The sequence below is a fragment of the Thiothrix sp. UBA5583 genome (assembly GCA_002425225.1).
GTDB lineage: Bacteria > Pseudomonadota > Gammaproteobacteria > Thiotrichales > Thiotrichaceae > Thiothrix > Thiothrix moscowensis.
Genome location: DILV01000025.1, coordinates 1 through 20,594, shown reverse-complemented (window position 1 = coordinate 20,594; position 20,594 = coordinate 1). Strand labels below are relative to the sequence as shown.

The window sequence follows — 20,594 nt, the reverse complement described above, 5'->3', positions numbered from 1 at the left end:
CTCAGTGTGGCTGGCAGTATTGGGCTGTGGGTGCAACTTCCGCAATTTCGACAGCAGCGCCCTTGGTAATGACAAATTCGCTCAGGCCGACGTGACCGGATTGTTGCCCCCAGTCATAGGTGTAGCCCAACCGTGTCCACGGATAGCCTTTTTCCCCGTAAGACCCGCTTTTGAGCTGGTTGATCCAGGCTTTGTGGCTGTCACTGATGGCAAGACGGCTGGACTGGGGGAAATCCACTCCCGCTTCATGGTCGCTGATTTCAGGGTCGGGACTGGGGCGGAACAGGTCAGCGGGATTCACCCACATTTCCACGACTTTGGTTTTGCCGGAAGCAGGCGGCAACCCCAGTAACTGTTCCAGCCGCAGGGTTTTGTCGCCACGGATGCGAGTACAAAAATCCTTGAATTCAGGTACGGCAGTCACCCATACCTCGCGGGAAAGGCGCATGGTTTGGTGTATCTTGTCATCATAGCCGTTGTAATTTGTCCAGGTGGCAACCCGAACCTGCGGGTTGCGAGTGTCTTGCCCTTTCCAGACCAGGCGTGGATTACTGGGGGTAATGGCGGTCAGTTTGGTTGAAATTTCATGCGGTTCGGTTTGCTCCGCATCCTTGACGGCAGCGAGGTAGGCTTGTTTGAGTTCTGCATCATTTCGGGTAAGCGGTAAGGAGGTGCAGGCAGACAACAACAGGGACATGCCAAGCAAAACGCTGCATAAAACGGGATGTCTGCATAGGGTCATGGGTACACCTGCCTTTTACCATGCTGGAGAAGGTATCCATATTAATGCAAACAAGGCGCAAATTCAGCCGGTTTATGGTTGTCTGCTACACATCAATAGGCAAACCCTCAGCTCAGTTGGCAGCGGGTATGGACTTGGTGGCTGCTCCTTCCTGAGCGGCGCTGCCTGTACCTGCATCGCTGCTAGCCGTACCGGTAGTGCTTGCCGCATTGATGCCTTCGTCCTTTTCTCCTGACAGGCGTTCATCCATGGCTTTTTCGGTAGCACTGGTTTGGCGGTCGGGCGAATCCTTGAACATTTCAGGGCGACACATGCTGTTGATGTTTTTTTCCATCTCTTTCATTTTCTGGGTTTTCTCTTCCGCTGTAAGGAAGCGTTCTCCTTGATCGTCTTTCCATTTGATCAGGGCATTGGCGGTCATCTGCTTGAGGGCAGCAGATTGTTGCTGGCAGAAATCGCGGTGTTTTTCCTCGCTTTTCTTGCCTTCTTCTGCTGCTTTGTCCATGTCGCTTTTGGGTTCAGCAGCGCTAGTGGTGTTTTTAGGGATGACGTTGCCCAGCTTGCCAGTGGATAGCTTGATGTCATCTTCAATATTCTTGCCTTGGGCATCAGCAGGAGGCGGTGTCGCCGTGTAGTGGGTTTTACCGTTTTTGTCTGTCCACTTGTACATTTCAGCGTTGACAACATTCATGTTTGCCAGGATGCCAAGCATGGCTATGGATACATAAACTGCTGGTTTCATTGGTGTGCCACCTTGTTTTGTTATATGGCAAGCCGTACAGGGAAAACCTGTGTCGAGACTTGCGGCTGCATGACGTTTGCGTCCAATGCTGCAAGTATGCCATGAAAGTAGTAAAGGATGGATGCTGGTCGTCGGAAAATGGCAGTGTACGCAAGTCAGTGGTAGTCAGTGGTGGCTGCTACAGCAGGACAAGGCGGCGGTGACTTTACATACCCAAACGCTACTAACAAAAATGCCAACCAGCTTAACTGATTGGCATTAGCCTTTCGGCGGTTTTTATGTGATCGGATGAGCGGTTAGTCTTAACGCCCGAACAGCTTGCTTGCCAGCCCGATCGCACCTTGTACGCCACCCACTGCGTCCAGCATACTGCCCAGATCCAGGGAACCGTTAGGTGATGCCTTGTCTACAACATTCGGTACGGCAGCTTGCAAGCCGCTCAGTGCCGATTCTTGGCTGATACCCAGTTGCTGTGCAAATGCGGCGATTTTGTCCTGACCAAACATTTGAGACAGTTGACCCGCAGATGGTTGCTCATTGGCTCCCTGACCTAGCCATGAAGCAGCCAGTGAAGCCAGACCTGAATCATTACCGCCCTGCATTCCGGCAATCATGGAAACTAGCCCGCCGAGGCCGCCAGCTTGTGACTGACCTTGGCTATTGCCCATAAGCCCCATCATGGCAGAAGCGATTTCAGTGATTTCCAGTTGACCGTCACGGTCTTTATCCAGTTGGCTCTGAAACAACTGGGCACCCAGTTGCATGAGGTTTCCCATATCCATGTAGGTGTTTCCTTTGGTTAGACGTTTTTCGGAATACGAATTTTCTGGCCTGGGAAGATCAGGTCAGCATTTTTGATGACTTCGCGATTAACTTCCACGATCTTGGTGTATTTCGCACCGTTGCCGTAGGCGTGTTCAGCGATTTTCCACAGGGTGTCGCCTTTCTTGATGATGTAGAATTCATCATCGCCACCGATCTGGCTACCATCAGCAATGGTCATGCCATCGGCCTTGACCTCCTGTATGCCCATTGCGTTGCCTGCCATCAGTACAGCTTTTTCCAGTGCTTCGGCGGATTCTGCCTGACCGGAAATGGTAGCTACACCATCCTGCACCTGTACCTGCAAACCACTTACGCCGGGGTTGTCTTCATTGATGTGCTGCTCCAGGGCTGCTGGTGCTTCTTCTTCTTTGCCGAAAAGTTTTTTGCCAATATCACGGGCAAAATCGAACAGTCCCATCTCGTTTCTCCTTTGTATTGAAGTGGAATAATCTCCGCCACATAGTATAGTCGTTTTGTTTCAAAGAAACACTGACCGGACTATTGGTCGAGAAACAGGATGGGATGGTTCAAAGCATTGTATTACGCGAGAAAACTGCCAAACTTGACCAGACGTTGTTGCCAGTAGGGTCGGCTCAGGTTGTCTACAGTGACTTTGGCTCCACCGGAAGCGGCATGGATGAATTGTCCGCGTCCTATATAAATGCCCACATGGTTGACTGTACTGCCGCTGGTACGGAAGAAAATCAGGTCGCCGGGGCGCATCTCATTGAAACTGATGGTGCGGCTGGCGTGACTTTGTTCGGCTGCGGTGCGTGGTAGGTTGATGCCATTGGCATTTCGGTAGACATACTGGGTCAAACCACTGCAATCAAAGCCTTCACGCGGTGTTTCGCCACCAAACTTGTAACGTGTCCCCAATGCCTGATGTGCCTGTGCCAGCAAGGCTCGCCGTGCGGGTGCGTCATCCGGTTCGTATTGTTGGGAAAATAGTGGTCGTGATGGATAAGGTCGATTATAAGAAGCCAAATAAGGTCGGACACCATCATCATAGAATCCGTATTGGGATCCCCCTTCCGGCATTGGTGCATAAGCGTACATGCTGTAAGTTGGATAAGGTAAGGTTGGCGCACAGCCACCCAGTAATGCCGTTGTAGCGCCCAGCCACAACGCAGCCTGAAATTTCCCCATTTGATCAAACCCCTGTTTTTTGTTATGGATTATGACAGGGCTTCATTCTATAAGTTCTAAACTGAACATAAACAAAAAACCCGATCGAAAATAATATCCGACCGGGTTTCGAGAGAAGATTCCTGATAATCTACCAGTTGGTGCCAAAACTTCTGTCAGTTTCATTGCCCAGTTTAGGCAAATCTGCCAGATCATGAATAGTGCTAAGAGGGCCGTTGGGGAACAGTTGATACAGGTACTTGCGCCCGCCTTTACCTGCAAATTCATCCTGCACAAGATCAGCCAGCATTCGGGCATTCTGGCAATCATCACAGTGCTCGTAAAATTCAAGGACAAAATCAATGACATCCATGTGTTCACCGGTCAGTGTCATACCTAATGCAGCAGCACGCCGCTCAATGTGCTTGTAGACATTATCGGTTTTTAGTACTGGCAATGGGGCACGCATGACCGGAATGGCGCGAGGGAACATTTCATCCAGGGATACATCGCTAAACATCATAATCTGACCCTCCTGATTGTGGCTCTAATGTGGTGATGTGGACTCTTTATATCTCTGATGGTAAGGGTGTAATTTGTTTGAATATTACCAAAGTAATATTCCTGAGTGTTTTTGTCAAGTAGCGGGCGGTTTTTTGTTACAAGGAGGCAGCAAGGTTGTGAGGGGTAAGTTATGCTATGACTGTCTGGCGTAGAGGGGGAAACAAGACAATGACTGGTTTTGCAAGCCAACTGAGAAGTCTGGAACTGGCAGCTTATGGCTGGTCGCCTGCTGACTGGCAACGGCTGTTTTACCCGGAAGATCTGCCGCAAGAGTGGCAGATTTCCTATTACGCCAACGAGTTTGCTAGCGTGCTGTTGCCAGTCTCGGTTTGGGATGAATTGCCAGCCCGGCAAGCGGTTTTATGGATGGCAGAAGTACGCCCCGAGTTCCGTTTCTTTGTGGAAATCACCCCGGCATTACTGCGGGCTGACCATTGGTCGCAGGTACAGGAGGCCATTGGAAAACACTTGTTCCAACAAGTGCAGGGTTTATGGGTGACGGTGGATGCAGTGACCGCGTTACCCAATGAATGGCAGGAACAATTTGCCTTGCATGTGCAGCAAGCCGGAGAACTGCTGGCAGTACCGTCAGTTTCTGCTGGTGTACACTGTGGCTTGTTACGTACTACCGAACCCTTGTCGCCACAGATCTTGCGTCAGGTGTTTGAGCAATTGAAAACAACGGCTGCTTGCCCGGATATGTTGCTGTTTCTGGAGACACCCTGGCGGACAGTGGAACAAATCCGCATCATGCAACAATTGTATGGCATCTGAGCCATGGCATCAGGCTATCAGCGACCGTAGCTGGGGTTGTAACGGTATGGGTCGTATTGGTAAGGGTTGCTGGGCAAGCGTTGGTAAGGCTGTTGATACTGGTAATGCTCAATGCCTTGCTCCAGTGCCTGTTCAAACACGCCCGCCTTTTCCAGATAGTAACCCACGCCTGCCAGTACACTGAGTGCCAGCAAGGCTGTAAGTACAATCTTGATGACACTGTAAGGGCGTTCACCCTGAGTTTTGCCGTTTCGGCCATTGATGACGAAGCGGTAGGTTTCATCGTTATAGCGGAAGGCTGCCGACCAGACCGGCAATAACAGGTGCTTGAAGGTGGTGGCATGGTGCTGGGTTTGCAGGTTGTGTACCCGTTGCTGGTCGCCGCCGATGTCGCTGAGTACGGCATTATGGATGCGGTTGTCCATGATGCCACGTGCCATTTCAAAGCCTTCGTTCAGGTCAATCTGGTAGATTTCGCTTTGGAAACCACTCAGGTAGCTCTCGTTGTAGGGCACGAGCTGGTGCAAATCCCACGGTTCCAGCCGGTCGAGAATGGCGCGGGGCAGGGTGCGGGTTGCGCCTACTAGTACATCATCAAAAAACAGTCTCACCCGACCGCTGACGGGTGTCCAGCGGACTCGCGGGACGTTTTGCACCTGCTGGCGGGGACGCCCGTCCACCGTGACCGTGACAACCTGCTGTTCGTAGTAAATGACGCCGCGCTCCCCCCGGTAGAACGTGTCGGTATGGCTGTCGTAAGTCCAGTAGGGGATGTAAATGCCCAGCAGTTTTTCATCGCGTTTGGCTTTGTTCTTGAGGGCAGACGGGGCAAACCACAAGCCGCCAATCCATTTGTCGAAGGATTCACGGGCTTCCTTCTCGGTAATCAGGAAGGGCAGCAGGGATTTGGGTTGGAACAGGCGAGCCTGTTCCGTACCCGTGACGACCGGCGTGCCACAAAACGGGCAGTCCCCGGCATGGTAGTTGGGTTTAAGCTCGAACGTGGCTGCACAATTGGGGCACTTGATTACCTGCGTATTATCCAGCGGGCGCAGGCGGGATTGCTCCAGCGCCCGTAGTGCCTGCTCGAAACTGTATTCGCGGATGGTTTCAGTACTGGTTTTGATCGCGTTCTGATGCCCGCAGTAAGTGCAGGCCAGAGATTCGCTCCCCGGCTGGTAAACGAGATCGGCTCCGCACTCTTCGCAAGGAAAGTGCTGTTGTTTGGTATTGTTGTCAGCCATGCTGTGCCGTGCTTATTCCGCGCTTTGGGAAGGAACCGCTGGTGGAATCGGGGGAGGGGTCTGCTTGCTGAACAAACCTTGCAAGGCTGCCATTTCCCCGGCTGCCTGCCAGCTAGCCATGCCGGTTTGCCATACCAGCGTGGTGGCAGTCAGTTGACCACTTTGCACCATGTGTTGCAATTGCGGCAAACCAAACGGGCCGCTGGCTTCCTGACCAACTGCTACATGCCAACTGCTGTCCGGGATGGGGGGCGGGACAGCAGCGGCTGGCTTGTTGAGCACTTCCGCCATTTTGTTGGCAACGGCAAAACCCATGCCCATATCCAGCGCACTATTGGATGTGCCGTTGCCGATACCCTCAGCGGTCTGGAATTGCAGGTATTTGTCGAGGTTGCCGATCACGCCCATGCTGGTACGTTTGTCGAGCGCATCTTCCACTTCAGTGGGCAGGGAAATGTTTTCCAGCATGATGGATGTCAGCTTGATGCCGTAAGCAGCAAATTCCGGTGCAATCCGTTGGGTAACAAACTGCCCCAACTGCTCATAGTTGGCAGCCAGATCCAGTACCGGGATATTGGCTCCCGCCACCACGCTGCTGAAACGGGTCACGATCATGCTGCGCAACTGGTTGCTGATCTGGTCAACGGTGAAATTGCCATCTGTCCCCATGATTTCCTGCATGAACTTGCGGGCATCATCAATGCGGATGGCATAAGTCCCGAATGCCCGCAAGCGTACTGCCCCAAACTCGCTGTCACGCACGATGACCGGGTTACTGGTTCCCCATTTCAGGTTGGTGAACTGTTTGGTATTGAAGAAATAGACTTCAGCCTTGAACGGGCTTTGGAAACCGTGATCCCAGTGTTGCAGGGTGGAAAGCAGCGGCAGGTTCTGGGTTTCCAGTACATACAGGCCAGGGCTGAGTACATCAGCAACTTCGCCTTCGTTGACGAAAATAGCGACCTGCGATTCGCGCACGGTCAGTTTCGCACCATACTTGATTTCATTGCCGTGCCGCTCGAAACGGTAGACCATCGTATCGCTGCTGTCGTCTGTCCATTCGATGACATCGACAAATTCACCCATCAGTTTGTCCCAGAGTCCCATGGTTATGCTCCTTGGCGTGGGCTGTCAGATTTGGCTTTGGCAGAAATGAGGGCCTGTCGCAGTTCGCCCTCCATGACCTTGAGTTCTTCTTCGGCTTTGGCACGCATGGTCTTGCCTTCATCAGCAATCCGCAGGGAATCGTTGATGGTATCAATCAAGGTCTGATTGGCTTTCTTGACCGATTCGATGTCGAACACGCCGCGTTCCATCTGTTTGCGGGTTTCCTCGTTGCCCAGACGCAGGGTCTCAGCGTTCTTTTCCAGCAATTCGTTGGTCAGGTCAGAGGCTTCTTTTACCACCTTGGCAGCGTCACTCATGCGGAAAATGGTCACGGCTTGTGCCAACTGGTTTTTCCACAGCGGAACGGTGTTGATCAGGGTGGAATTGATCTTGTTAATCAGGGTTTTGTCATTTTCCTGCACCAGACGGATGCTGGGCAGGCTTTGCATGGCTACCTGACGGGTCAGGCGCAGGTCGTGTACGCGGCGTTCCAAGTCGTCACGCGCGGAACGCAGGTCACGCAGGTTTTGTGCCAGTACCAGATCTTCAGTCTTGGCCTGGACTTCAGCAACCAGTTTGGGGATGTCGTTGCTGTCCAGACGTTTCAATTTTTCATCGCCCGCAGAAATATAGGCTTCCAGCTTGTGGAAGAAATCCAGGTTGGCTTCGTACAGCTTGTCGAGTGTTACCACGTCAGTCAGCAACTGGGTTTTATGGCCTTCCATTTCATCGGTGATGGTGTCGATCTGCTTGCGCACGTCTTCGTATTTGCTGAGGAACTCGACTACCGGCTTGGTCTTGCCGATCAGTTTTTCCCACCAGCTTGGCTCGTCATCCGGGTTGAGGGAATCAATGTCGAAACCCTTGATGGCAGTAATCATGTTGGTGAGGGATTTGCCCGCCGAGCCAATATCTTTGTTTTTGACGCCATTGAGCATTTTTTCAGAAATGGTGGTCATCTGCTCCTGGGTCTTGGTACCGAAGAACATGATGCTGCTGCGGTCAGTCATGTTGATTTCGGCAATAATGCTTTCCATTTCCTGCTGAAGCTGGGTAGGAGCCTGGCTGTAGGCTACCAGTTCTGTAGTCATTTCCGGCAGGGGAGCCAGTTCAGTACCGGGAATGATGGCTGGGGCTGTCTGGACTGTGGTGGTGGTTTGGGTTTCATTCATGGTGGTCATCTCCTTGGGTATCATTATTGGCTTAGAGGACGCCTTCGCGTTTGAGCTGGGTTTCCAGCACTTCTATTTGTACGTCCAGATCGAAATGATTGTCTTCCAGTAGTTTGGTGTGCTGTTCAGCGAAGGTTTGTTCTATCGAATCCAGCACGCGGCTGAAATTGGTTTCCAGCGCCACCGGTTTGTTATCCTGATGAGCGCGAGCATAACCTTCAGTCACGCGCTGAGTTCCATCCAAATACACCTTGAGGAACTTGCGGGCGCGTGACAGGCGGGTAGGGTCATCTTCAATGCTGGTGAGGACTTCACGTGCCTTGCTGGTGATGCGTTGCAGACGGGCATTGAATTCCGGGTTGTTGATTTTGCGGCGTGCCTGTTCGATGGCGTCAATCTTGACATTGGCAGCATCCAGCGCATCCAGTACCTCGTCAATGGTGACACCAATGGAAATACCGGTAGCTTTGTCCCTGCGCGGGTCTAACCCGTAATACAGGGCAAAACCGAGGAACGTGACCGCACCAACTAGGGTGGATGGCAGGATGGAACCCATAGCAAAGCTGGAATTCCACCAGTCCAGCACGCCAATCGCGAGACTGATGATAATGGCTGCTACCGTTTTGAAAGGGGTTGATGGAGCACGGGCAATTTTACGCCGTTCATATTCCCCTTGCAGGCGGAATCCGTGGCGGGCAATGCTAGCTCCCAGCATCAGAGCAGCAAATACCCCTCCAGTCACTAGTGTATCCATGACTGCCCCCCGCATCAGCGAACCAATGGCAGTAATCAGGACAGGTAAGGGCAACAGGTACAGCAAGATGCCTTTGATTCCGTAGCGGACATTATGCAGGGTGGGTTCGTAGCGTTTGGCAGCACTCATCATTGCTCCGTTTCAGAACAGGGGTGGAAACATATGAAAGATGGACATCACGCTGACGCCACCGATTGTGACAACCAGAAGAATGAAGCCGACCGTCTTTTTTAGTGTATAGGCCATATGTCCTCCTTTTTTGGGTTAGTGTAACCGTATATGGGGAAATAGCCTATCTCATTCAAGTGATTGCGCCAGAAAAAGATTTTATTTATGAACGGAAGCTGTATAATGCGGGAATGTAAAAAAAAGGCGGGTTATGAAATTCCCGCCCTTTGTGAAGGTGACTCAAGAACACCGGAATCAGTGAATATCCGGTTCCAAGCGAAAGCAAACCCCCTGTTTGCTGCCTTTTGCTTGGCAGGCTGGCGAAACTACGTGGTCAACTCCCAGTGTTTACCAAGTAGGAATGCCGGTCTGTTACCCCTGAACATCAGCCCTGTAACCAGCTCCCCAATGAATGGCCGGTCAGGAAAGATGTTCAGGTTGTTAACCTCAGCTTGCCGTCATTCCGAATCTCTTATGCCATTGAGTGTCAGAACGGCGGAACAGCTTATTTTTTGTATTTCAGAAACCTCTGACGACGAAACCGCTACCACAAACCCCAAGTTCACGATCTCTGCTGAAGTTGAAGCCATGTTAAGCCGGAGTCACTGAATCCAAACTGAATCTTTGGATTAATTTTTGCGCTATAGGAGCAGGGCTGGGTCAACCGCTTCACCATTCAGGTAGATAGACCAATGCAGGTGTGGTCCGGTGGCACGCCCGGTACGACCCACTTCCCCCAATACATCGCCTTGTAGCAAGGTGTCACCCGGCTTTACCCGTGTTTGACTCAGGTGCGCATACAGACTGATGACACCTGAACCATGATCTACATACACCGAGTTGCCGCTGAAAAAGAAATCACCGACATGAATAACCCGCCCAGCAGCCGTTGCCTTGACAGGTGTGCCGGTAGGAGCGGCAATGTCCATACCGCTGTGGGGATTGCGGGGTAACTCGTTGATGATGCGGCGCAGGCCAAAACTTCCGGTATCGCGCCCTGGTACGGGTCTGATGAAGTTCAGGTCAGGTTGGGTAGTGGCGGAAAAACGGCTTCTTACCTGTTTCTGGATATTCAGTTCCCGCACAATACGTTCGGAAGATTCTTCATCCGGGGTGACTTTGTTAGGGTCAGTGATCCTGATGCGCTGAGTACGATATTGTTTGTTTTTTATTTCAAATTCAAGGGGTTTTCCTGAAACTAGCAAGCGTTGTGTGCCGGGTTCGGCATCAAGTGGAAGCCCAATCAATGCCTGCCATTGATCGCCTTGGGGAACAACTGTTACGCGCTTGCCTGCATACTGTACAATGGGCAGCTTGTCTGACAAAGGTGCAACCGGCAGCACCGCAATTCCCCCCGGAACAGGGTTTGCACGGGGAAATGCTGCAAGCTGGGTGGAATACAGTGCGATTCCGAGAAATAGCCATTTTTTCATTTTTACTACCTGATGGAATTGGTGCAAAACAATTTTATGGCTGAGCATAACATAGCTGCTGCGCGGATGCGGGAAATCCAGCCTTTCCATGTCATGGCCTTGCTGGCAGAGGCACGGCGACGAGAAGCGCTAGGGCAGGACATTATCCACATGGAAGTCGGCGAACCGGATTTTCCTACGCCTTATCCCATTGTGGCAGCCGGTATCCAGGCTTTGCAGGCAGGGCATACCAAATACACAGCGGCCAAAGGGTTGCCGCAGCTACGTGAGGCTATTGCGGGCTATTATGCGCAGCGCTTTGGCGTGAACATTTCCCCGCAACGCATTGTGGTCACGCCCGGTGCATCCGGTGCTTTGCAACTGGTGCTTGGAGCCATGCTGAATCCGGGGGATGAAGTGTTGATGACTGATCCAGGGTATCCGTGTAATCGCCATTTTGTTCGTCTGTTTGAGGGCAAGGCGGTTGGGATTCCGGTAGGGGCAAACAGTCAATACCAACTGACAACGCAGCACATCCGTCAGTACTGGAATGCGGCAACGCGGGCAGTCATGCTGGCAAGTCCGGCTAACCCAACAGGCACGGTGCTGGATTTGCCAGCATTGGCAACCATGTACGCAGTCACCCAACAATTGGGCGGTCATCTGATCGTCGATGAAATTTATCAAGGTCTGACTTACGGTGTGGATGATGTGACCGCCTTGTCGGTTGACCCGGACAACATTTGGGTCATCAACAGCTTTTCCAAATATTTTGGCATGACCGGCTGGCGGCTGGGTTGGGTGGTTGCCCCGGAATATTGGGTGGAAACACTGGATCGTCTGGCACAAAATGTATTTCTTGCTGCCCCAACCCCGGCACAATATGCGGCACTGGCTGCTTTCACCCCTGAAGCACTGGACGTTATGGAAATGCAACGGCAGGAGCTGCAACGTCGGCGGGATTTCCTGCTGCCCGCCTTGCGTGAACTGGGTTTTGATGTGCAAGTGGAACCGCAAGGCGCGTTTTACGTTTACACAGGTATGGAGCGCTTTGGTAATGATGCCCAGCAGTTATGTCTGGAGATGCTGGATAAAACCGGGGTGGTATTTACCCCCGGTATTGATTTCGGTAGCCATCAGGCAGCGACACATGTGCGTTTCGCTTACACCACCAGTATTGACAGGCTGGCAGAAGCGATGGAACGGCTGGCTCGCCATTTACCCCGCTGACTACTTGCCGAAAGTATTGCAATCCCGCAGATCGCCGGAGCGCAGGCCACGCTGGAACCATTCCATGCGCTGGCGTGAGGAACCGTGGGTGAACGAGTCCGGGTTGATACGCCGCCCGGACATGCGTTGTAGGCGGTCATCCCCGATTGCACCAGCCGCAGAAATGGCTTCCTCAATATCGCCTTCTTCCAGCACATTGAACTGCTGATGGGCTTTGTGCGCCCAGACTCCGGCAAAACAGTCGGCCTGCAATTCCAAGGCAACTGACAGGGCGTTGCTGTCACGTTCGCCCATACGGGCTTGCAAGCGGGTAACTTCGTCGGTTGTGCCCATCAGGTTTTGCACATGATGCCCGATTTCATGTCCTAAAACGTATGCTTGTGCAAAATCGCCTGAGCCGCCCAGACTTTTCAGTTCGCGGAAAAAGCCCAGATCAATGTAAACCTTGTGGTCGCCAGGACAGTAGAAGGGGCCGGTTGCGGCCGAAGAGTAGCCACAGGCCGAATCGGTACTGTCTGTAAACAAAACCAGTTTGGGTTCCTGGTAACGGCTTCCGAGCTGCCGGAAAATCGGATTCCAGACATCTTCTGTACTGGCGAGAACCGCAGAAGCAAATTGTCCAGCCTCATCATTGGGAGCACCACCTGCTACTTGGGTGGAGTTGCTGCTACTTCCACCACCCATGTTGCCCAGAATGGCATTTGCCCCGCCGACCATACCTAGCAGTTGCAACGGGTTCGCGCCCATGAACCAGCCAATCAGCACAATTGCCACGGTTCCCAGCAAACCGATACGGAAACCACCACCGCCACCGCCACCAATGCCTCGGCGGTCTTCAACATTGCTGCTCTGCCTTCCTGTTTTCCAGCGCATTTTTTGTTCTCCAAACTCTTTGGTGGGCAAAAGGGAACTATTTCACAGAACTAAAACTAAATGGGGGGTATATGTCAACTTCTAAATGGTTGAATCGTTATTAAGGAGGGAGTTCGCGGCAATGGTCTGGCGAACTGAAAGAGAGATGATGGATACAACGGCGCTGATAACCGGTCACAACGACCCGCTCAAACAGGATTCGCCAGGGCGTAATGCTTTGGCGTCAATGGCAAGGATGAACAGCTTTTTGCGCGGTGTTGAGCATCGGGCGTTTGTGATTGCGCGTTTGGCAACCCAGGATGATGAAGAAGCTCTGGATATTGTGCAGGACGCGATGTTCAAGTTGGTGCAGAAGTATTCATCCCACTCGGATGGGGAGTGGGGGGCGTTGTTTCATGCCATCCTGCATAGTCGTATCAATGACTGGCATCGTCGGCAGAAAGTGCGTAACCGCTGGCGGGTATTCTTTTTCCGCTCGGATGATGACGAAGATGATTTCAGCCCGGAAGAGAATATCGCCCAGACACAGTTTCCCGAGCCGGAGGAGCAGGTGTTGCAGGCTGAAATGAGTAAAACCATGCTGAATGCAGTCGGAACGTTGCCATTGCGCCAACAGCAGGCACTTCTGTTGCGGGCATGGGAGGGCTATGACATTGCAGAAACTGCTAAAATAATGAAGTGTTCGGAAGGGAGTGTGAAAACACATTATTCCCGCGCCATCCACAGTTTGCGAGAAAAACTGGGAGAGTATCAGTGATGGAAAAATTAACAGAAAACATATTGATTGAATCAGTCAAACAGGGGCTGGATTATTCTGCTGACAATCTGGATATGCATACACGGGTGCGATTGACCCGTATCAGATTGCAGGCGATCGAACAAAATAACCGTTCGTCGTCATTTTTTCACGTTCCGTCGTTTGCGCACGGATTTGCAGCCGCTGCTGTGGTCACACTCTTTGTAGCGTTATGGGTCTTGCCCAATGCTGACCAAATGTTGTCCCCACAATCTGTTCCACCCGTTTCGACCTTGGTGATGCCAGAGACGGAAGCTTCTGCTTCGGCAAGCGTGTTGGATGGGAACGAAATGGACATACTGATGTCCCACGAGGAGATGGATTTCCTCGAAAATCTGGAAATTTACGAATGGTTGGAAGCCGAATACGGCTAACGATGACAGGTGATACTCATGGACAGGAAAGGACTCCGTAATAGTTTGTGCGTTTTTTTCGTTTTGTTGCTGTGGCTGGTTCCGGCAGCAGCCGATGAAACGGTTGAAGAAATCACAAGCATGATGGAATGGTGGGATGAATATGGTAGCTATTGGGATGAGGCCGAAGGTTTGATTGAATTTGCCAGTGATGAACCGATTTATTTGCTGGCGGATAATACAGTGGAGACTTCGGAATGAAATCCAGCAAGCAAGGACGTTTTGTCTATTCCCTTCTCGGTGTTGCTGCCATGCTGTTTAGCGGTCAGGTGGCGGCGGATCAGGTCAAATGGTCAGATCTGAACGGTAACGAGCAATCAGTGTTGCAACCGTTTGCCAACAAATGGGACAGCTTTTCGGAGAGTAAGCAAAAGACCTTGCGCCGCTGGGCTGCCAAGTCGCCGGAAGAGCGTGAGCGTATCAGGCAGCGCTACAAGGACTGGAACAATCTGTCAGCCAGCCAGAAACAGACAGTTTCCAAGCAGCTTACCCGTTTCAAGCAAATGCCTGCCAGCAAGAAAGCCAAGTTGAAAGCGTGGCATCAGTGGGTCAAAAGTTTGCCGGTTGCCGAGCAGCAAAAGCTCAAACAGGTATGGTCTAGCATGAACGATGCCGAGCGTAAAGCTTACGTGCAGCAGTTGCAGCAAAAATACGGCAATCGGTAATCTGGCTTTTCGCCCCGTTATTACACAGGTTGTTGCCAGGGTTTGCACCAGGTGGAAATGGGCAAAAATCAAGACAGAAGGCGCACCTTCCAGCTTTAGTTTGTTGCTGGGATGTGTGCCTTGTTCATTTTACAAGCACTAGCAAGAGTTGTGTCGTCCTGGAGAAAGTCCAGGAAATCTTTTGATGCCCTCTAAAATACGATAATCGTTCTTGATGTGTTGCAATAATCCGATGAACGGTAGCTTATTGCTGGATTGCATTCAGGTTTCATTCAGCTTTGATTTTCATCTGTTTTTTCCTGCCTTTGATGTGTTGCTTGATAATCAGTCACTTAGATATGGCGTTAAGTTTTCGTTAAGCTCTTTCCGATAGCAAACTTTTGTGCTAACTTGCTCCGAAATTAATGATGAGTGTCGATTTGGGGATGTAAACGACCCTTGCTGCACGGTGAAGTGCAGGTAGGGTGGAGGCAATGCTGAATGCCTTGTTTGTTCCAAGCCCTTTCAAAAACAAAGGAGTCTTAACAATGCCAAGACCACAGACTCGCGCTGGCAACGAAGAGGAAGAGTTCGTTGCATTTTCTACCACCGAAGAAGATGACGATGTGCCTGAGCTGGATGCGGATATCGATGATGATTGTGACAGTGAGGAGCTGGCTTTTCCTGTCGTGTCCTCGTCGGTTGCTACGCATGATATGGATGCCACCCAATTGTATCTGCGTGAAATCGAGTTTTCTCCCTTACTGACCCCTGAGGAAGAAATTATCTATGGGCGGCTTGCCCGTAATGGTGATGAGTTGGGGCGCAAAAAAATGATTACCTGCAATTTGCGTCTGGTTGTCAAAATTGCCCGTCGTTATATGGGGCGGGGTCTGCCGCTGCCAGACCTGATTGAGGAAGGCAACCTTGGCCTGATCCATGCGGTAGAAAAATTCGATCCTGAGCGTGGTTTCCGTTTTTCTACTTATGCTACCTGGTGGATTCGTCAGAACATTGAGCGGGCGTTGATGAATCAGACCCGCACCATCCGTCTGCCCATTCATGTCAACAAGGAACTGAATGCCTACATGCGCAAGGTGCGTGAAATGACCCAGAAGCTGGGTTATGAGCCATCCGTGCAGGAGGTGGCGGCAGCCATGGGCAAGCCGGTTGATTCCCTGCGCAAGTTGCTGGATTTCAATGAGCGCATCACGTCGCTGGATATTCCGGTGGGCAAGGAAGGTGATAGCCCACTGGTGGATTTTGTCAGTAGCGATGAAAGTGACGAGCCTGCCAGCAAGCTGGAAGATGAAGACATTACCCAGTCGGTTGATAACTGGTTGAACCAGTTGGAGTTCAAGCAGAAGGAGGTGATTGTGCGCCGTTTCGGCCTGCATGGTCACGAGCGTGCTACACTGGAAGAAGTGGGTGCTGCTTTGGGTCTGACCCGTGAGCGGGTACGTCAAATCCAGATGGATGCCCTCAAGCGCCTGCGCCGTATTCTTGAAAACAAGGGGCTTTCCGGGGAAAGCCTGCTGGGTATGGTGTAATTCCCTGTTTCGGGCTTGCTACAGGAAGAAAGCCGCAGCCACGCGACGGGCTTCCGACAACAATACATTATAAGTACGGCAAGCGGCATCGGTGCTCATGATTTCAAAGCCGATGCCGTTTTGTACCAACGCTTTCCAGATAGCTGCGGTTGGCAGAGTTTGAACAGCCCCGCTACCAATAATGATAACTTCAGACTGTAGGGCAAATAGTGCTTGCAAGTCATCCACAGTCAGATCTTCCATGCGGGTAGGCCGCCATTCTGTCATCAGGGTGTTGGCTCCCAAAATAAAGCTGTTTGTCAGTGTTTCCTGATTGACCCTTATCCAGTCTTTGCCGTAACCCGTGATGCGGTTGGTGGCGTTGCCTGTGTCTTCGCTGAATTTCATTCTGATTCCCTTGTCCTTTCTCAATTGACAGCCTGCATGGTGGATTGTAATGTGGCTGGCTTATCTGTGGCCCCAGTGATGGGTTGTTTTCTTCGATGGATTTGAACCGTGCAGGACGATTTTCAAAGAATAAACAGGCTTCCAACGTATGTTTTCAAAATCACTGATGCCCTCAAGCGCGAAGCCCGTGCCAAAGGTGAGGACATCATTGATTTCGGCATGGGTAATCCTGACCAGCCAACACCTAAACACATTGTAGATAAGTTGGTGGAAACAGCCCAACGGCTTGATACGCACCGCTATTCCATGTCACGCGGTATCCCGCGTCTGCGCAAGGCTATCAGCAACTGGTACAAGCGCAAGTTTGACGTGGATATTGACCCGGAAACTGAGGCGATTACCACCATCGGTTCCAAGGAGGGGCTGGCGCATCTGGCACTGGCAACCCTGAGCCGGGGCGATACTGTGCTAGTTCCCAACCCCGCTTACCCAATTCATCCCTATGGCAGCATTATTGCTGATGCCGATATTCGCCATGTACCGCTGGTTCCGGGCAAGGATTTCTTTGAAGAGCTGGAAGCAGCCATCAAAAACTCCTGGCCCAAGCCCAAGATGCTGATCATCAACTTCCCTGGCAATCCGACTGGGCAGTGTGTGGAACTGGATTTCTTCGAGCGCGTCATCAAGGTTGCCAAAGAGCATGATGTGTGGGTTATCCACGATATTGCTTACGGGGAAATCTGCTTTGACGGCTACCAAGCGCCTTCCATTTTGCAAGTGCCAGGGGCGAAAGACATCGCGGTGGAATTCTATTCCCTGTCCAAAACCTATAACATGCCGGGCTGGCGGGTAGGCTTCATGTGTGGCAACCCGACGCTGGTCAAGGCACTGGAACGGATCAAGTCTTATCTGGACTACGGTACGTTCACCCCCATTCAGGTGGCAGCGATTGCCGCGCTGGATGGCCCGCAGGATTGTGTGGAGGAAATTCGCAGCATGTACGAAAGCCGCCGCAATGTGTTGTGCGATGGTCTGAATGCGGCAGGCTGGACGGTCGAGCGACCTAAAGCCAGTATGTTCGTGTGGGCAAAAATCCCTGACCAGTATGCGGCAATGGGGTCGCTGGAATTCGCCAAAAAACTGTTGCGTGACGCACAGGTGGCTGTATCACCGGGTATTGGTTTCGGTGAATACGGTGACGACCATGTGCGCTTCAGCCTGATTGAAAATGAACACAGAACCCGTCAGGCAATCCGCAACATCAAACAAATGTTCCGTAAAGATCAAGGTATTAAGGAGTAAGCATGGAACCTGTCAAGGTTGGCCTGCTGGGGCTGGGAACAGTCGGTGGCGGTACTGCAACAGTTTTGAAGCGTAATGCAGAAGAAATCACCCGTCGTGCTGGGCGTGGCATTGTGATTGATTACGCTGCAAACCTTGATCTGAGCCGTGCTGTCGAACTGGGGCTGGGTGAAGTGCGTTTGACCAGCGATGCTTTTGAAGTGGTCAACGATCCTGACATCCAGATTGTGGTGGAGTTGATCGGTGGTTATACCGTAGCACGCGATCTGGTGTTGCAGGCAATCCGCAATGGCAAGCATGTCGTGACTGCCAACAAGGCACTGATTGCCCTGCACGGCAATGAGATTTTTGCCGCTGCCCAGGAAAAAGGCGTGATGGTGGCGTTTGAAGCCGCTGTTGCCGGTGGCATTCCGGTCATCAAGGCTGTGCGCGAAGGTTTGGCGGCGAATCGTATTGAGTGGCTGGCTGGCATCATCAATGGAACCAGCAACTTTATCCTGACCGAAATGCGTGACAAGGGGCGCAGTTTCGCTGATGTTCTGGCAGAGGCGCAGGCACTGGGTTATGCCGAAGCTGATCCGACTTTCGATGTGGAAGGGATTGATGCAGGTCACAAGCTGACCATCCTGTCATCCATTGCATTCGGCATCCCCTTGCAGTTCAAACAAACCTATACCGCAGGCATTTCCAGCATCACGGCGGAAGATGTCAGTTACGCTGCTGAGCTGGGCTACCGGATCAAACTGCTGGGCATTGCTCGCCGTACCAGCAAAGGTATTGAGCAGCGGGTGCACCCGACATTGATTCCGCAAAGCCGCCTGATTGCAAGTGTGGATGGAGTCATGAATGCTGTGTTGGTCAAAGGTGATGCGGTTGGCTCAACCCTGTATTACGGGGCTGGTGCGGGTGCGGAACCGACGGCTTCGGCTGTGGTGGCAGATTTGGTGGACATTACCCGTGCGCTCACTTCTGACCCGGAAAACCGTGTGCCACATCTGGCTTTCCAGCCATCCAGTCTGGCGGATACGGCGATTTTGCCGATTGAGGAAGTGGAAACAGCCTTCTATTTGCGCATGTGTGCGGTTGACCGCCCCGGTGTGCTGGCAGAAGTGACCCGCATTTTGGGCGACCGTCAGATCAGTATTGAAGCCTTTATCCAGAAAGAGCCGAAAAGTGGTGAAAACAAGGTGAGCATTATCATGCTGACCCAGCGTGTACGCGAAGGCAACATGAACGAAGCCATTGCTGCCATCGAAGCGCTGGATAGCATTTGTAGTGATGTCACCCGCATCCGTGTAGAAAGTTTGGGCTAAACCAATGAAATACATTTCAACTCGTGGGCAATCGCCTGCGCAATCCTTTTGTGAGATTCTGCTGGGCGGGTTAGCCCCGGATGGTGGTCTGTATTTGCCGGAAACCTATCCGCATTTCAGTGATGCGGAACTGGCGCAGATGCGTGGCATGACTTACCCTGAGCTGGCTTTTGCCGTGTTGTCACGTTTTGCTACCGATATTCCGGCAGATGATCTCAAAGCGATTATTGACAAAACCTACACGGCAGAAGTGTATTGCAACGTGCGGGCTGGTGAGGATGCACAGGATATAACGCCGTTGCATACACTGGAGCCAGGCTTGGCGTTGTTGTGCCTGTCCAATGGACCGACGCTGGCATTCAAGGATATGGCGATGCAACTGCTTGGCAATCTGTTTGAGTATGTGCTGGCGAAAGCAGGGCAGGGCATCAATATTCTTGGTGCAACTTCCGGTGATACAGGCTCTTCCGCCGAATATGCCATGCGTGGCAAGCAGGGTGTGAATGTGTTCATGTTGTCGCCACATGGCAAGATGAGCCGTTTTCAAACCGCGCAAATGTTCAGCCTGCAAGACCCAAATATTTACAATATTGCAGTCAAAGGTGTATTTGATGATTGTCAGGACATCGTGAAAGCGGTTTCCAACGATCATGCTTTCAAGCAAGCCAACCGTATTGGTGCGGTCAATTCGATCAACTGGGCGCGTGTTGCTGCGCAAATTGTTTACTATTTCAAAGGCTATTTTGCAGCGACTACCGATAACAGCCAACAGGTCAGTTTTACTGTGCCTTCTGGCAATTTTGGTAACGTGTGTGCCGGGCATATTGCACGGATGATGGGGTTGCCGATCAGGCATCTGGTGGTGGCGACCAACGAAAATGATGTGCTGGATGAGTTTTTCCGCACAGGTGTGTATCGTCCGCGTGGTGCTGCTAATACCTGGCATACCAGTAGCCCGTCAATGGATATTTCCAAGGCTTCCAACTTTGAGCGTTTCGTGTTCGATCTGGTGGGGCGCGATGCTGACCAAGTGCGCGAGCTGTGGGGCGAAGTGGATAATGGCGGTGCATTCAACCTGAATGTTGGTGGTTCATTTGCCAACGTGACAGAATTTGGTTTCCAGTCGGGTGCAAGTTCACATGCCAACCGGATGCAGACTATCCGCAACGTCTGGGAAACTTACGGTGTGATGATCGACACCCACACGGCAGATGGGGTGAAAGTTGCATTGGAATACCGCGAAGCCGGTGTGCCGATGCTGGTGCTAGAAACCGCGTTGCCAGCCAAGTTTGAGGATTCCATCCGTGAAGCCCTGGGGCGTGACCCGGTACGTCCGGCAGGCATGGAAGCGTTGGAAAGCCTGCCACAACGTTTTGAAGTCATGGAAGCCGATGCAGAGGCCATCAAGGGATTCATTGTTCAGCATACACGCTTAGGGCAATCGCATTAAAAAT

Annotated in this window: 23 protein-coding genes; 10 read left to right on the top strand and 13 right to left on the bottom strand. The window is 51.9% G+C overall.

Features of this window, described 5'->3' with window-relative positions:
* Position 1 precedes the first annotated feature (1 nt).
* From B2U47_RS08610 to B2U47_RS08585, 6 genes are all read right to left on the bottom strand, one after another.
* Positions 2–697: a hypothetical protein gene (locus B2U47_RS08610; protein WP_296679966.1), complete on the bottom strand. Its 696-nt coding sequence runs from the start codon at positions 695–697 to the stop codon at positions 2–4.
* A 157-nt stretch (positions 698–854) separates the two neighbouring features.
* On the bottom strand, positions 855–1,484 hold the full coding sequence (locus B2U47_RS08605; RefSeq protein WP_296679964.1) for a DUF4124 domain-containing protein: 630 nt from the start codon (positions 1,482–1,484) through the stop codon (positions 855–857).
* A gap of 302 nt (positions 1,485–1,786) precedes the next feature.
* Positions 1,787–2,266 carry a YidB family protein gene (locus B2U47_RS08600; protein WP_296679962.1) on the bottom strand — a complete coding sequence of 160 codons (480 nt, stop codon included), beginning with the start codon at positions 2,264–2,266 and terminating at the stop codon, positions 1,787–1,789.
* Positions 2,267–2,283: 17 nt separating this feature from the next.
* A complete protein-coding gene (gene lysM / locus B2U47_RS08595) occupies positions 2,284–2,727 on the bottom strand; it encodes a peptidoglycan-binding protein LysM (RefSeq protein ID WP_296679960.1) in 444 nt (147 codons plus the stop codon).
* Between the two features lie 122 nt (positions 2,728–2,849).
* Positions 2,850–3,458, bottom strand: coding sequence for a C40 family peptidase (locus tag B2U47_RS08590; protein WP_296679958.1), 609 nt, complete (start codon positions 3,456–3,458; stop codon positions 2,850–2,852).
* A 130-nt stretch (positions 3,459–3,588) separates the two neighbouring features.
* On the bottom strand, positions 3,589–3,960 hold the full coding sequence (locus tag B2U47_RS08585; RefSeq protein WP_296679957.1) for a TusE/DsrC/DsvC family sulfur relay protein: 372 nt from the start codon (positions 3,958–3,960) through the stop codon (positions 3,589–3,591).
* A gap of 209 nt (positions 3,961–4,169) precedes the next feature.
* On the opposite strand from B2U47_RS08585, the gene B2U47_RS08580 reads away from it, so the two are divergent.
* Complete coding sequence (locus B2U47_RS08580) at positions 4,170–4,775, top strand: hypothetical protein (protein WP_296679953.1); 606 nt, start codon at positions 4,170–4,172, stop codon at positions 4,773–4,775.
* 17 nt (positions 4,776–4,792) lie between these two features.
* Here the strand turns inward: B2U47_RS08580 and B2U47_RS08575 are convergent, their stop codons facing one another.
* The 5 genes from B2U47_RS08575 to B2U47_RS08555 form a co-directional block, all read right to left on the bottom strand.
* Positions 4,793–6,019, bottom strand: a complete 1,227-nt coding sequence (locus B2U47_RS08575) for a primosomal protein N' (replication factor Y) - superfamily II helicase (RefSeq protein WP_296679951.1) — start codon at positions 6,017–6,019, stop codon at positions 4,793–4,795.
* Positions 6,020–6,031: 12 nt separating this feature from the next.
* A complete protein-coding gene (locus tag B2U47_RS08570; protein WP_296679949.1) occupies positions 6,032–7,126 on the bottom strand; it encodes an SPFH domain-containing protein in 1,095 nt (364 codons plus the stop codon).
* 2 nt (positions 7,127–7,128) lie between these two features.
* Positions 7,129–8,298 carry a toxic anion resistance protein gene (locus B2U47_RS08565; RefSeq protein WP_296679948.1) on the bottom strand — a complete coding sequence of 390 codons (1,170 nt, stop codon included), beginning with the start codon at positions 8,296–8,298 and terminating at the stop codon, positions 7,129–7,131.
* A gap of 31 nt (positions 8,299–8,329) precedes the next feature.
* Entirely contained in the window at positions 8,330–9,181 is an 852-nt protein-coding gene (locus B2U47_RS08560) for a 5-bromo-4-chloroindolyl phosphate hydrolysis family protein (RefSeq protein WP_296679946.1), read from the bottom strand.
* 680 nt (positions 9,182–9,861) lie between these two features.
* Positions 9,862–10,653: a peptidoglycan DD-metalloendopeptidase family protein gene (locus B2U47_RS08555; protein WP_296679944.1), complete on the bottom strand. Its 792-nt coding sequence runs from the start codon at positions 10,651–10,653 to the stop codon at positions 9,862–9,864.
* Between the two features lie 36 nt (positions 10,654–10,689).
* On the opposite strand from B2U47_RS08555, the gene B2U47_RS08550 reads away from it, so the two are divergent.
* The gene (locus tag B2U47_RS08550; protein ID WP_296679942.1) at positions 10,690–11,862 is read left to right on the top strand and encodes a pyridoxal phosphate-dependent aminotransferase; all 1,173 of its coding nucleotides are present in this window, start codon (positions 10,690–10,692) and stop codon (positions 11,860–11,862) included.
* Here the strand turns inward: B2U47_RS08550 and ypfJ are convergent, their stop codons facing one another.
* Entirely contained in the window at positions 11,863–12,735 is an 873-nt protein-coding gene (gene ypfJ / locus B2U47_RS08545) for a KPN_02809 family neutral zinc metallopeptidase (protein ID WP_296679939.1), read from the bottom strand. It lies immediately after the preceding gene.
* Between the two features lie 145 nt (positions 12,736–12,880).
* Between ypfJ and B2U47_RS08540 the strand changes: the two genes are divergently transcribed.
* From B2U47_RS08540 to rpoS, 5 genes are all read left to right on the top strand, one after another.
* Positions 12,881–13,492, top strand: a complete 612-nt coding sequence (locus tag B2U47_RS08540) for an RNA polymerase sigma factor (RefSeq protein ID WP_296688320.1) — start codon at positions 12,881–12,883, stop codon at positions 13,490–13,492.
* Positions 13,492–13,905: a hypothetical protein gene (locus tag B2U47_RS08535; RefSeq protein WP_296679935.1), complete on the top strand. Its 414-nt coding sequence runs from the start codon at positions 13,492–13,494 to the stop codon at positions 13,903–13,905. The genes B2U47_RS08540 and B2U47_RS08535 overlap by 1 nt, the downstream gene beginning before the upstream one ends.
* 18 nt (positions 13,906–13,923) lie before the next feature.
* Positions 13,924–14,145: a hypothetical protein gene (locus B2U47_RS08530; RefSeq protein ID WP_296679933.1), complete on the top strand. Its 222-nt coding sequence runs from the start codon at positions 13,924–13,926 to the stop codon at positions 14,143–14,145.
* Positions 14,142–14,609, top strand: a complete 468-nt coding sequence (locus tag B2U47_RS08525; protein ID WP_296679929.1) for a DUF3106 domain-containing protein — start codon at positions 14,142–14,144, stop codon at positions 14,607–14,609. Before B2U47_RS08530 ends, B2U47_RS08525 begins: the two co-directional genes overlap by 4 nt.
* A gap of 527 nt (positions 14,610–15,136) precedes the next feature.
* Positions 15,137–16,138, top strand: coding sequence for an RNA polymerase sigma factor RpoS (gene rpoS, locus B2U47_RS08520; RefSeq protein WP_296679927.1), 1,002 nt, complete (start codon positions 15,137–15,139; stop codon positions 16,136–16,138).
* A gap of 18 nt (positions 16,139–16,156) precedes the next feature.
* Here the strand turns inward: rpoS and B2U47_RS08515 are convergent, their stop codons facing one another.
* Positions 16,157–16,525 carry an Mth938-like domain-containing protein gene (locus B2U47_RS08515; protein WP_296679926.1) on the bottom strand — a complete coding sequence of 123 codons (369 nt, stop codon included), beginning with the start codon at positions 16,523–16,525 and terminating at the stop codon, positions 16,157–16,159.
* 108 nt (positions 16,526–16,633) lie between these two features.
* On the opposite strand from B2U47_RS08515, the gene alaC reads away from it, so the two are divergent.
* The 3 genes from alaC to thrC are packed head-to-tail and all read left to right on the top strand — an operon-like array spanning position 16,634 to position 20,590.
* Complete coding sequence (alaC, locus tag B2U47_RS08510; protein WP_296679924.1) at positions 16,634–17,827, top strand: alanine transaminase; 1,194 nt, start codon at positions 16,634–16,636, stop codon at positions 17,825–17,827.
* 2 nt (positions 17,828–17,829) lie between these two features.
* Complete coding sequence (locus B2U47_RS08505) at positions 17,830–19,140, top strand: homoserine dehydrogenase (RefSeq protein WP_296679922.1); 1,311 nt, start codon at positions 17,830–17,832, stop codon at positions 19,138–19,140.
* Between the two features lie 4 nt (positions 19,141–19,144).
* Positions 19,145–20,590 (top strand): threonine synthase, encoded by a 1,446-nt coding sequence (gene thrC, locus B2U47_RS08500; RefSeq protein ID WP_296679920.1) that lies wholly within the window; start codon positions 19,145–19,147, stop codon positions 20,588–20,590.
* The last annotated feature ends 4 nt before the right edge of the window (positions 20,591–20,594 follow it).